This is a genomic window from Algoriphagus resistens (genome assembly GCF_001442615.1).
GTDB classification, from domain to species: domain Bacteria; phylum Bacteroidota; class Bacteroidia; order Cytophagales; family Cyclobacteriaceae; genus Algoriphagus; species Algoriphagus resistens.
On record NZ_LMXN01000002.1, the window covers coordinates 386269 to 399223 of the forward strand.

The 12955-nt window shown below is 41.0% G+C and carries 13 protein-coding genes; 6 read left to right on the forward strand and 7 right to left on the reverse strand.

From position 1 onward, the window contains the following. Positions 1-63 precede the first annotated feature (63 nt). Complete coding sequence (locus tag AS141_RS04970; RefSeq protein ID WP_057936522.1) at positions 64-669, forward strand: hypothetical protein; 606 nt, start codon at positions 64-66, stop codon at positions 667-669. On the opposite strand, the gene AS141_RS04975 is transcribed toward AS141_RS04970, so the two are convergent. The 4 genes from AS141_RS04975 to AS141_RS04990 form a co-directional block, all read right to left on the reverse strand. After that, positions 666-1370, reverse strand: a complete 705-nt coding sequence (locus AS141_RS04975) for a TrmH family RNA methyltransferase (RefSeq protein ID WP_057936523.1) — start codon at positions 1368-1370, stop codon at positions 666-668. The two genes, AS141_RS04970 and AS141_RS04975, sit on opposite strands and share 4 nt — an antisense overlap. Before the next feature lie 18 nt (positions 1371-1388). Then, positions 1389-4007, reverse strand: a complete 2619-nt coding sequence (locus tag AS141_RS04980; protein ID WP_057936524.1) for a DNA gyrase/topoisomerase IV subunit A — start codon at positions 4005-4007, stop codon at positions 1389-1391. 350 nt (positions 4008-4357) lie between these two features. Further along, positions 4358-6259, reverse strand: coding sequence for a DNA topoisomerase IV subunit B (locus AS141_RS04985; protein ID WP_057936525.1), 1902 nt, complete (start codon positions 6257-6259; stop codon positions 4358-4360). Positions 6260-6283: 24 nt separating this feature from the next. Then, on the reverse strand, positions 6284-6778 hold the full coding sequence (locus AS141_RS04990) for a hypothetical protein (protein WP_057936526.1): 495 nt from the start codon (positions 6776-6778) through the stop codon (positions 6284-6286). A 115-nt stretch (positions 6779-6893) separates the two neighbouring features. Here AS141_RS04990 and AS141_RS04995 point away from each other — a divergent pair, with 115 nt between their 5' ends. After that, positions 6894-8126 (forward strand): sterol desaturase family protein, encoded by a 1233-nt coding sequence (locus tag AS141_RS04995; RefSeq protein WP_057936527.1) that lies wholly within the window; start codon positions 6894-6896, stop codon positions 8124-8126. A gap of 2 nt (positions 8127-8128) precedes the next feature. After that, positions 8129-8515 carry a hypothetical protein gene (locus AS141_RS05000; RefSeq protein ID WP_057936528.1) on the forward strand — a complete coding sequence of 129 codons (387 nt, stop codon included), beginning with the start codon at positions 8129-8131 and terminating at the stop codon, positions 8513-8515. Here the strand turns inward: AS141_RS05000 and AS141_RS05005 are convergent. Both AS141_RS05005 and AS141_RS05010 read right to left on the reverse strand, forming a co-directional pair. Further along, positions 8496-9428 (reverse strand): ROK family protein, encoded by a 933-nt coding sequence (locus tag AS141_RS05005; protein ID WP_057936529.1) that lies wholly within the window; start codon positions 9426-9428, stop codon positions 8496-8498. The genes AS141_RS05000 and AS141_RS05005 overlap by 20 nt on opposite strands. A gap of 46 nt (positions 9429-9474) precedes the next feature. Continuing rightward, the gene (locus AS141_RS05010) at positions 9475-9969 is read right to left on the reverse strand and encodes a YkgJ family cysteine cluster protein (protein WP_317043014.1); all 495 of its coding nucleotides are present in this window, start codon (positions 9967-9969) and stop codon (positions 9475-9477) included. Positions 9970-10073: 104 nt separating this feature from the next. Here AS141_RS05010 and AS141_RS05015 point away from each other — a divergent pair, with 104 nt between their 5' ends. Continuing rightward, positions 10074-10448: an arsenate reductase family protein gene (locus AS141_RS05015; protein ID WP_057936530.1), complete on the forward strand. Its 375-nt coding sequence runs from the start codon at positions 10074-10076 to the stop codon at positions 10446-10448. Here AS141_RS05015 and AS141_RS05020 read toward each other — a convergent pair. Continuing rightward, complete coding sequence (locus AS141_RS05020; RefSeq protein ID WP_057936762.1) at positions 10426-11262, reverse strand: CvfB family protein; 837 nt, start codon at positions 11260-11262, stop codon at positions 10426-10428. The genes AS141_RS05015 and AS141_RS05020 overlap by 23 nt on opposite strands. Before the next feature lie 176 nt (positions 11263-11438). On the opposite strand from AS141_RS05020, the gene AS141_RS05025 reads away from it, so the two are divergent. Together AS141_RS05025 and AS141_RS05030 are read left to right on the forward strand one after the other, a co-directional pair. Beyond that, positions 11439-12329, forward strand: a complete 891-nt coding sequence (locus AS141_RS05025) for a 3-hydroxyacyl-CoA dehydrogenase family protein (RefSeq protein ID WP_057936531.1) — start codon at positions 11439-11441, stop codon at positions 12327-12329. A gap of 5 nt (positions 12330-12334) precedes the next feature. Then, complete coding sequence (locus tag AS141_RS05030; protein ID WP_057936532.1) at positions 12335-12952, forward strand: deoxynucleoside kinase; 618 nt, start codon at positions 12335-12337, stop codon at positions 12950-12952. The last annotated feature ends 3 nt before the right edge of the window (positions 12953-12955 follow it).

A 12955-nucleotide genomic window follows, 5' to 3' on the forward strand; every position in this document is an offset into this window, starting at 1 on the left:
TTAAGTAAATCCTGAAGCTTGGAATAGTTATTGAACAAGGGTCATTCCCTTTGAAAATAGTCTATGAAAACACGAATTAGCCTGCTCATCCTCCTATTTTTCACATCACTTACCATCTCAGAGGCTCAACGCTATGGTACTGCTTTAGGGCTAAGGTTTGGCAACAATAATCTTTACAGAACTGTAGGATTAACAGTGCAACAAAGAATCACGAAAAGACTATCCCTTGAAGGGATTCTCCAATCCGATTTCAAGCTTAACACTACTTTTTCAGTATTGGTAGAAAAACACCATCCCATCATCTCCAAACGCTTTAATTACTACTATGGAGTTGGCCCCTCATTCGGAGTTGAAGAAAGTTTTGTGAAAGATCCTGAGCAAAAGCAAATTCTTCATACCTATGGAAATTCCACCACAGGATTGGATTTGATTGCAGGATTGGAACTCACCCTGTTGAATACTGTCATTTCTCTGGATTACAAACCCAATATTAACCTAGTTGGCCGGGAAGAATTCTATAGAGGGCAAGTGGGGATATCCGCACGTATGGTTTTGGTAAAAAGCAAAGAGCAGAAGAAAAGACAGAGGAAGCGGCATAAAGCGAAAAAAAGAGCACAAAAGCCAACATTCAAAGAACAGCTCAACACAGTATTTCACAAGAAGGACTAGACCTTCTTTGTATTCAAATAAACTTTTTCATGCAAATCCGCTCTATTTACTACTGACTTATACCACTTCATCCGGAGCATCTGCTTCTCCTCATCTGTCAGGTAGAAATCAGGATGATCATAGTTTTTGACTTTTTTGACGAGCTCATAAAGAGAAATGGAAGCTGCCACAGAAATATTAAAACTCTCTGTAAAGCCCAGCATCGGAATATGCACTAATCCATCTGCATTTTCCTGCACTTCCGCACTTATACCCTCATGTTCATTCCCGAATACCAGTGCAAGCTTTTCATCAGGTTCTAAATCATAAATTGAAATAGAACCCGGTAAAGGACTGGTACCAAATATTTTATATCCCTTTTCTCTAAGACTGGAAAAACAATCCTGAACCGCTGAGCCATCTTGCGTGTAATACTTATGCAGATCCACCCACTGGGAGGCGCCCCGGGTTACGTAGGGATTGATCTTGTACTTATTCACCTTCTCGATGACATGTACATCCTGAATCCCAAAGCAATCGCAAGTACGTAAAACAGCACTGGCATTATGGGGTTTGAAAATATCTTCCAGGACAACAGTAAGAAAACGGGTTCTTTGAGCCAACACCTTCTCCATTACTGTTTTCTTATGGGCGGTAATGTATTGGCCCAAATAATCCAACCAGTCTTGATCTATAGTTTCTAAATGCTTTTTTCTCTCCATTTGGAAAAGTTGAGCTACTTAAAATAGCCCTAATTGTTCATCATCGTCTTTTTTTACTGATAAATCTATCGTAGAACCGATTTCAAGATCATCATCTGAATCCGGCTCTTCCTCTTCTGATTCAGATTCTTTGGATATCTCCGTTTTTTTTGACTCAATTAAGCTCAAGTCTTTCACTTGATAGGTACTCAATTTATTGCCCAAAGCCTTCCATCCCTTAATGTCAATCAACATATCCAAGTCATACTCCATCACTTCTTCCTCTTTGCCTTTGATCAGAGTCACGCGTGCCTGCGGTTGTTTATCAGTGGAGATAAGTTTCAGGTAAGACTGTTTATGATCTGAAATAAAATTAAAATTCTTGTTTAAGGTAGTTGTCTCTATCTGGAAGCGTTTTATATAATAAGTTTTACTCCCGCCATCAAAATAAATGGCTGACAGTACTTTATCAGGATCAAATTTTTCTATCAGGACTACATTAGGAGCATCGTACCTGTTGGTCGTTTCAAAACTAGTCAATTCATAATCACCGCTTTTGTAACAGACCAACACTCTGTCGTCTCCCAAGAAATTACCAATCAACTTTCCTCGCTCATCGGTATTTAACCTGCCTACGATGGAGTCATAGTAAATATTCAATCCTCCCAGCGTAGATACTCCTTCCATTTTCAACTGGATCTTGCGTATCGGATATCGAGTCAGAATATTACCTCCTGCTCCTCTGCCTTTGATATCAATTGTAGCAAAATCAAAATCAAAAACCTTCACTCGGGCTTTTGCACCTTGAGTCAGATAGACCGTGATGATCTCAGCTTCACCATTTGCATTGGCAGTGAGGTAAAGCGTTTTGCTGCCCTTAGTACCTTTGGTAAGCAAATACTCTTTATCACGAGTCACGGCCAATACCTGAAAACGCTTGACCATTGCCCGGCCCGTAGCGCCATCCAGGTAGATAAAATTATAGACCATTCGTTCATCGCCTTTACGGAAAACAGCCACATGTAAAATATCCTTGCCCATGAAGTTCTTTTCCTGAATCTTAGAAACCATACAAACTCCATCCTTACGAATTACGATGATATCGTCCAGATCTGAGCAGTCACAGACAAATTCATCCTTCTTTAGACCATAGCCTACAAACCCGTCTGCACGGTTTACGTAAAGCTTTGCATTACTTGCCGCCACGGTATTAGCCTGAATCGTATCAAAAGTTCTGATTTCAGTCTTACGTTCCCGGCCTTTGCCATATTTTGCAAGCAGATTTTCATAGTAAGCTATCGCATAGTCTGTCAGATGCCTTAAGTGATGATTCACTTCCTTCAGCTCATCCTGAAGCCGCTTCATCAACTCGTCTGCTTTGAAAGTATCAAATTTGGAAATACGCTTAATCTTAATCTCAGTCAAACGGACCAGGTCCTCGGTAGTAATCTCTCTATAGAAATCGGGTTTGTATGGATCCAGTCCTTCATCTATGGCCTTAAGCACATCATCCCAGGTAGTGCATTCTTCGATGTCCCGGTAGATTCTATTTTCGATGAATATTTTTTCCAATGAGGAGAATAGCAGCTTCTCCATCAATTCCGCCTTACGGATCTCTAACTCACGCTTAAGTAGCGCTTTGGTTTGCTTGGTATTGTATTCTAGGATTTCGTTTACTGTGAGGAAGACCGGCGTATCCTTAATAATTACACAGGCGTTTGGCGAAATAGACACTTCACAATCTGTGAAAGCATAAAGTGCATCTATTGTCACATCGGGAGAAACGCCAGGTGCAAGTTGTATCGCTATTTCTACATCTTTGGCGGTATTATCTACTACCTTCTTGATTTTAATTTTGCCTTTCTCATTCGCTTTTAGGATAGAATCAATCAAAGAGTCAGTTGTTGTACCATACGGTATATCCTTAATTAAAAGTGTTTTACTGTCCTCCTCTTCAATCCTTGCTCTAACCTTAACCTTACCTCCCCGAAGACCTTCATTATATTCAGAAAAGTCAGCATATCCCCCTGTGATAAAATCCGGTAAGACATTGGTTTTATTTCCCTTGAGAATCTCGATAGACGCGAGTATCAACTCACAAAAATTGTGGGGAAGAATCTTGGTAGAAAGTCCCACAGCAATTCCTTCTACCCCTTGTGCAAGTAAAAGCGGAAATTTAACTGGAAGTGTTACCGGCTCCCGTTTTCTGCCGTCATAAGAAAGTTGCCATTCAGTAGTCTGGGCATTAAACAATACTTCAAGGGCAAATTTAGAAAGCCTGGCTTCAATGTAACGGGCAGCAGCAGCTCGGTCACCGGTCCGTACATCGCCCCAGTTACCCTGGGTTTCAATTAAAAGTTCTTTCTGACCAATATTTACAATAGCATCTCCAATGGAGGCATCGCCATGTGGATGAAACTGCATGGATTGACCGATGATATTGGCGACTTTATTGAACCGTCCATCGTCCATTTCCTTCATCGCATGTAGAATACGACGTTGCACGGGTTTCAAACCATCTTCGATCGCAGGGACTGCCCGCTCAAGAATTACATAAGAAGCATAATCGAGAAACCATTCCTTGTACATTCCTGTCACCGGAACAGAAGTGTGCAGAGATTCGTCTCCATTATCAGGCAAATTGTTTTCTTCACTCATGTTATAGTCCAGTATTTATAAAGTTGGAAGGTCAAATACCAACACCAACAGAAATCATATTTCCAATCAGGAAATAATCATTTGAAATTTTATTGTCATCCGCTTTGATTCTTATTCCGATCTCCAAAGCATCAAATCATGTCAACCTGATGGTAAACACAACCAAATAGGCATAGGTAGCTATACAGCCGTTGTTATTCCGTTCCACATCGGGCGTTGGGAACCGTAGCTTTCCTACTTAATATAATAGCCTGCTCTGTCGCAAAAGAAAGCAAACAACTTTGAAACCAACAAATACCCAATTGAATAGCAGTTTGTTTTCTTATACAAACCCATTCGTTGGCAGAAAATTAAGCCGCTTCACTTTCCTCTTCAGCCGCTTCGGTAGCTTTTGGATCCTCAAGTGCCAAATCCTTTTCAATCTTTAGATTCTTTATAATAAAGTTCTGACGATTTGGTGTATTCTTGCCCATATAGAAAGTAAGCAAGTCACCTATCTTGGTCTCCTTATTCAATATTATCGGCTCCAGGCGTATATCCTCTCCTATAAATCCTCCGAATTCCTCAGGAGAAATCTCCCCCAATCCTTTAAATCGGGTAATTTCAGGCTTGTTTCCAAGCTTATGAATTGCCCGCTGTCGCTCCTCGTCTGTATAGCAATAGATTGTTTCCTTTTTGTTTCTCACCCGGAATAATGGAGTTTCCAGAATGAATAAATGTCCATTCTTTACCAAGTCAGGAAAAAACTGCAGGAAATAAGTCATAATCAGCAAGCGGATGTGCATACCATCGACATCTGCATCCGTAGCGATTACAATCTTTCTATAGCGAAGATTTTCAATTCCGTCTTCAATATTTAGTGCATGTTGTAGAAGGTTAAATTCCTCATTCTCATACACCACTTTCTTGGTCATCCCAAAACAGTTTAAAGGCTTTCCCCGAAGTGAAAACACTGCCTGGGTCTGTACATCCCGGGATTTGGTGATAGATCCCGAAGCGGAATCACCCTCAGTAAGGAACAGCATTGTATTGGCTTTCATATCCTCATTGGCTTTGGGATCGTCGTAGTGCACACGGCAATCTCTCAGCTTCTTATTGTGCAGATTGGCCTTTTTGGCCCGGTCGTTTGCCAATTTCTTAATCCCTGAAATCTCCTTACGCTCACGTTCGGATTGAAGGATTCTCTTTAAAAGAGCATCTGCAACCGCTGGGTTTTTATGCAAGTAATTATCAAGCTCCGTCTTGAGGAAGTCATTGATAAACGTACGGACGGTGGGGCCATCTGGTCCAACAGATTGGGAACCAAGCTTAGTCTTGGTCTGCGACTCGAAAACAGGTTCCTGCACCCGGATGGAAATTGCGGCTACGACGCTTTGCCGAATGTCAGAAGCATCATAATCTTTCTTGAAAAATTCCCGTACTGTCTTCACGACTGCCTCTCGGAACGCCGCTAAATGTGTCCCCCCTTGTGTCGTGTATTGACCATTGACAAAAGAATAATACTCCTCTCCATACTGATTGGAGTGCGTGAGAGCCATTTCTATATCATTCCCTTTCAGGTGAATAATAGGATATCGCTGAGTCTCCTCATCTATCTTATTGGAAAGCAAATCATAAAGTCCTCTGTCAGAGAAATATTTTTTCCCGTTATAGTTGATCGTAAGACCTGCGTTTAGATAGGCATAGTTCCAAATCTGATTTTCGAGATATTCAGGTATGAAATGGTAGTTTTTGAAAATGCCGCCATCAGGAGAAAAAACGACTTTTGTTCCATTTCTATCGGATGTCTTGGTCACTGGTGGATCGTTTACCAAGATGCCTTTTTCGAATTCGGCTACTTTGGTTTCTCCCTCACGGTAAGCCTGCACTTTAAAAAAGTCAGACAACGCGTTCACTGCTTTGGTACCTACCCCATTTAAGCCGACAGACTTCTGAAAAGCGCCGGAATCGTATTTGCCACCTGTATTAATCTTGGAAACGCAGTCGATGACTTTGCCCAGTGGAATCCCACGGCCATAATCCCGGACTTCCACTTTATGTTCGGAGATTTTGACATCGATGGTTCTTCCATAGCCCATCATATGTTCATCAATAGAATTATCCAGCACCTCCTTGACAAGGACATAGATACCGTCATCCTGCGCACTTCCATCGCCTAACTTTCCAATGTACATACCCGGTCTTAACCTGATATGCTCCCTCCAGTCGAGGGATTTGATACTGTCTTCTGTATATTTAACTGCTTCAGCCATATTCTTTTTGATACTTATTTCTGCTCAAGACTTAGTTGAAACTTGGTTGAATTTCCCTATAAAGATCGCAAACAACCCCAATACCCAGAAAACGAAAAGTCCAGGTATGAGATAAAAGAAGAAATTATACTGGTTCGCGGCGATTTCCTCTTGATTATTGATCGCATGGGTATAAAATACCAACATGCCCAGGCTCATGTTTAGTATGCCGCCGAAAGAATAAAACCAGGCCAGGTAATAATCCCTAAACTTGTCCCCAATGGGGAAAACCCGGATCAAACCCTTATGATTTTTGGTTTCGAGTAATTTGGGAGGAAGTAGAACGATCACGTTCATTATAATAAAAACTGCGATCATTCCATAGAAAAAAGTACCCTTATCCAGTTTTTCGGCCGATAATCCATTTTCATCGAAATTATAACTGACTTTCTCCGGCAATGCAGCATAGAAATACAGCAGAAAGAAAATGAACAGGGCAACACTGAGGAAATAAAAGGCTTTTCCGAATCGGTAATACATAATTGAGGGGAATTGAATGCGCTAATATAAAGGATTTGGACAAATCGAATCCGACTTATCCATCTTCCTTTTATCTTTATCTTTGACAAATAGCTTCGCTAAAACACCCAAAATAATGAACCTCAGTCCAGTAGTGATCGCGATCCCGATGTATTTCATTTTGATGGCTATAGAAATGATTGTCCTTAGATTTCAAAAACATCCCGGCTACCGGCTCAACGATGCAATTACTAATATCAATTGTGGGGTGATCTCCCAAGTGACTGGAGTCTTCATCAAAGTGCTTTCGATTGGAATCTATACGCTGATCTACCAATACCTCGCATTTTTCCATATTCCCAACAATGTATGGACTTTCCTGCTTTTATTCTTTCTCTACGATTTCTGTTATTATTGGGCTCACAGGATGAGCCATGAGATTAATCTATTCTGGGGAGGACATGTAGTACATCATTCCAGTGAAGAGTATAATCTCTCAGTGGCGCTCCGCCAGAGCAGCACACAGACCATTTGGACTTTCTTCTTTTATTTCCCACTTGCACTCTTGGGTTTCGATCCTGTGATGTTGATTTTGGCTTCAGGGATCAATCTGTTGTACCAATTCTGGATTCATACTGAAGTCATAGGCAGAATGGGGTTTTTAGAGAAATTCATGAATACGCCTTCGCATCATCGAGTTCATCATGGTCGCAATCCCAATTATATTGACAAGAACCATGGGGGTATTTTCATCATTTTCGATAAATGGTTTGGCACATTCCGGGCAGAAGAGGAAAAACCGACTTACGGTATCACAACTCCTGTAAAAAGCTGGAATCCTGTTTGGGTCAACCTGGCACACTATGCCAATATGAAAGAAGAGCTTAAGATGATCCCAAGCTGGGCTGATCGAATAAAATACCTCTTTTACAAACCTGGCTGGCTGCCGGATTACCTGGGTGGTTATCGTGCGCCCAAAGAAGTAGAAGCTGGCTATCAGAAGTTCGATACAGTAGTTCCCAATTCATTGAATTGGTATGTGTTTGCCCACTATATTTCGGTCTTGCCGCTTACAGGCTTTTTTCTCTTCGAGGTGGACAGCTTTAACTGGCTGCCCAAAGTCCTTGTAAGTTCAATAATCGTGTGGACGACGGTGAGTTTTTCGGGGATATTCGAAAAAAGAAGCTGGTATTTCCCTCAGGAGATAGCAAGAATCCTTGCTTTTGCAGGAGTTGTCTTTTTCTTGATCCAATCTCTGCTACCTTTGCCGGTTCTAGTCGGAATCTTGGGCTTTTATTGTGTGGGTTCTTTCTATTGGCTGTGGAAAAACCTGCAGCTCAAATCCCGAATCCATTCCATTTCTTTATAATCATGAAAAAATCTTTACTCTTTTTCTCTGTTTTAGTTGTTTCCATTTCCTTTTCCTGCAGCTCCAAAAGAGATACAGGAAGCATGAATATGGAAAACTGGAAATCTGACAGGAACGGTTGCAAAGGATTGAGAATCCAGGATCTGGAAGAACTTGAGCGGTTAAAACATTCTTATTTGGGAGTAGATAACCAAGCCTTGATCAAAACGTTTGGACGTCCCGACCGGGTGGAATTGGTTGATAAAAGCCAGACTTTTTTCTTCTATTTTCTGGAACCTAGTGATAATTGTGATGGAGTAGAAATCGAAAAAGAACCCCTTAGAGTTCTTTTTCGATTAAATGCAATAAGCAAAGTATCCGAGGTGACGATTACAACCCAGAACCCATAAAACACAGTGCAGCTGCTCCAAGGGTTCCGGCATTATTTTCTAGAGTAGCTTTTTTCAAAACTAAATCCTTCCCGTAATACTGCGTCAAATATTGTTTGATGGTGCGATCCAGCGTAGGCATCATAAATTCCAATCCCGCAGAAATCCCTCCTCCAAAATACACATTTGTCACATCGAGAATCCTGATTGCAGATACAATTGCTTCCCCTAGTATTCTTCCCACCTCCTCAAATACCATCAGGGAAACCGGGTTTCCGGCTTTCGCTGTATCCACTAAAAGATGTGTTCCTAGCTCAGCTCCTACCAGGACTCCGGCTTCTTGAGGATAAGCATCGATGAGTCGGGACATTATAGTTAAGATTCCTTTTCTTCCGATGAGCGTCTCAAGTCTAGCGGCTCCCTTTGAAAGCATATGGCCCATTTCCATGGCATTTCCTCTTGATCCCTTGAACACTTCTCCGTCCAATACCAAGGCACTGCCGATCCCAGTCCCCATGGTGATGAACAGGAAATTCTGAGGGGGATCATCTTTCCCAAAATAAAATTCTCCTATCGCAGCTGCTGCAGCGTCATTTTCTAAAGAAAATTCATGCTTTGGGAATTTCTCTTCAAGCTGCCCTTTAAGATTAAAGCCGTTTAGAGTAGGTATTGCGGGTATCTCCAGTGCTGTGGTTCTATCTTTTGAAATCATACCAGGAAGTCCGATTCCAACATTTTTTACATCCGGATATTTGATGAGATATTTCTCCAAGCCAGCTATAAATGCTGGACCAAAACCTTCAGGATGATCACGATAAGAAGTGGTGTCTTCTTTCACAAAGTCCAATATATTGCCTTCTCTATTTACAAGGCCAATTTTCAAGTGAGTTCCCCCCACATCCACTCCTAGGAAATGTGCTTCCTGATTTTGCATAGTATTATTAATAGGTTTACGGTTTCAAAAAAGCAAAAGAAAAGTATTACTTCCTATAATCCTTCCCAATCTGCTGGAAAATTTTGAAAACTGCCGGACAAACAAGGGTGTTTTTAAGTGAAAGCTCTAGAACACCATGCATTTTTTTACGGTTTGTGTGAGGATACTCCCGGCAGGCCTTTGGCCGATCTTCATACACAAGACATTTATTGTCGGGCCCCAAAAAAGCACAGGGAGAAAAATTCAGGACAAAATCACCCTCCTCATCCCGATGCAAATATTCGTCAATAAAAACACTGCTTTTCATCCGGAAAACCTTAGCCAGACGATCAATATCCGTATTTAGAAAAATTGGGCTTGTTGTCTTACAACAATTGGCACAATCCAAACAATCTAGTTCGCTGAAAACCTGCTCATGCAAGTTCCCGAACCTTTCGTCCAAAACCTTAGGCTTTACTTTTCTAAGCCTAGCTCTTAGCTTTTGATTAGAAGAATATTCTGATCTGCTCTCTTTACCGAAATTTTCAAGGTCAATTTCCAATTTCTCTAGAAGTTAAATAATGTTTTTGAAACTAATTATGAAAAAAAATTCTTTTATAAACTATAGATATTCAGTATCTTAAGAAGCAACAAAACCCTATAGCCATGAAAACTCACCCTTCAGAATTGTATTTCTACCATTCCCCTACGCAGCTGGTAGATAAGCAGACATTGGCTTATGCCAAATCAATATCCCAATTTGTTAACACGATTGACCTTAGCAAAGAAAAGCTCACTCCTACCCAATGGAATAGTCTTTTGCTCAAACTAAATCTCCGGGCAAAAGATTTACTCAACCGAGCTCATCCGGATTACCAGCGATTCATCGCAGGCAAAAATTGGGATGATGAGAGCTGGCTGAATATCCTGATCAAATTTCCAAATCTGATCAAAGCCCCTATTGCTACCTTACAGGGCCGGGCGATATTTTGCATCACTCCAACTGATATTCTAAAACTTAATTCGATGCATTTAGTCTGATCCCTTCCGGCTCGATCTGGATCATCCTAGCTTTGTACAATTGCCCAATGCACTGTTTGAAATGCTTCTTGCTCATCGCCAAATGCTCCTGGATTTCCTCAGGGGCTGATTTATCATGCAATGGTAAAAATCCTTTTGCCTCCAGGATAGAAAGTATTTTTTCCGACCCTTCATCATATTTCACCCGACCAAGAGGCAATAATTGCAAATCCAGTTTTCCGTCCTCACGGTTCTTTTTCACATAAACTTTACGCTTTTCTCCTAGTTCCAATGGTTGGAATACCTCATTTTTGAATAGAAGTCCCTCGTATTCATTATCAATCAAAACCTTGAATCCAAGATCCGTTTCTTCAAAAATAAGACCTTCAAGTTCCTTTCCTACTTCCCAGTCAAGCGGTGCCAACCGAATGAAGTCTCTGTATTTATTGACTCCAATCAATCTGTTGGTCTTATAATCTACGCAAACCTTCACCAAGTATTTTTGTCCCACTTCCATGTTTTTGCCCATTTCAGATTTTGGAACAAAAAGATCCTTGGGTAGTCCCCAATCCATAAATGTGCCGAAAGAAGTAACTTCCTTAGCTTTCAAAACAGCAAACTCATCCAATAGTGCCAAAGGCTTTTGTGTCACAGCTACTGGCCGGTCCTCGCTATCTGTATAGACAAATACTTCAATTTCGTCTCCTTCTTTTTCTTCTCCAGTCAAGTATCCTTTGGGAAGCAAAAGTTCTTCGCCGGAATTCAGCGCCAAATATGCCCCGAAGTCTGTAAATCTATTGATGGGTAATTTTGAGATTAAACCAAGTTCCTTCATTCCCCAAAGGTAGGCAATAATCGCAGTTTGAAAACTGAACTTTTGTGACCAACAAAGTAAAGAACCGAAAGTTGAAAAATTGGATTTGGTCACTGCTGGAATTAGCTTTGAACTCTTCAACTGTTTAAACCTGTTGAAATAGACCCAAATTCTAACGTTAACCTTAATCCTTCTTTATGAAAAATATCTCAGTCATTGGTTCTGGTACCATGGGAAATGGCATTGCGCATGTAGTTGCACAGCATGGCTACGAAATCAGCCTGATCGATATCAAACAGGAATTCCTGGACAAAGCGCTGGCTACTATTGCCAAGAACCTAGACAGGCAAGTAGGCAAAGGATTGATTACCGAAGATGATAAAAAGGCAGCTTTAAGCAGGATTATCACATTCACTGATTTGGAAGATGGCGTAAAGTCCGCTGACCTTGTGGTGGAAGCCGCTACTGAAACCGTGGAAATTAAGCTGGATTTATTCCGTCAACTAGACCAATTCACTCCCAAAAAGACAATTTTGGCCAGCAATACTTCTTCTATTTCCATTACAAAAATAGCCGCAGTTACCAAAAGGCCCGAACAGGTAATTGGTATGCATTTCATGAATCCCGTACCGGTAATGAAGCTGGTGGAAGTGATCCGTGGATATGCTACCTCTGATGAAGTGACTGCCAAAATCATGACTTTGTCTACTAATCTTTCTAAAGAGCCCGTAGAGGTCAATGATTATCCTGGCTTCGTCGCAAACAGAGTCCTGATGCCAATGATCAACGAGGCTATTTACACTCTTTTTGAAGGAGTGGCTGGTGTACATGAAATTGACACGGTGATGAAGCTTGGAATGGCACATCCGATGGGACCTTTGCAATTGGCAGATTTTATCGGTTTGGACGTTTGTCTTTCGATTCTAAGAGTTCTTCAAGACGGTTTTGGTAATCCGAAATATGCCCCATGCCCACTTTTAGTTAACATGGTCCAGGCTGGCTTCAAAGGAGTAAAATCCGGAGAAGGTTTTTACAAATACACTGTAGGAAGCAAAGATTCTGTCATTTCTCCCCGTTTCACAAAATAAGAACAATGCATATCGCAGTATCTGGAAATATAGGCAGTGGAAAGACTACACTTACCGAAAAACTTGCCAAGCATTACGGCTGGAAAGCTGAATTTGAAGCTGTAGATAACAATCCTTATTTACCTGATTTTTATGAAGATATGAAAAGATGGGCCTTTCATCTTCAAGTATATTTTCTCAATTCCAGATTTAATCAACTGAAGAAGATACAGCAGAGTAATACACCTACAATCCAGGACAGGACTATCTATGAAGATGCCTATATTTTTGCTGCCAATCTATATAAAAGCAAGCTAATGACGGAGCGGGATTATGCGAATTACCTCAGTCTTTTCGATAGTATGATCGCTCATGTGAAAGCTCCGGATCTCTTGATCTACCTAAAAGCTGATATTCCAAAGCTGGTAGGGCAGATCGAAAAGCGTGGCAGAGATTACGAAACGACTATGCGAATAGATTATCTGAAAAACCTCAATACACATTACCAAGATTGGATATCTGGCTATGTGGAAGGAAAACTACTGATCATAGATGTGAATAACCTTGATTTTGTGAAGTATCCAAGCGATTTCTCTCTAGTAGTTGAAAAAGTAGAGCGGGAAATTTTTGGATTATTCTCTTAAAAC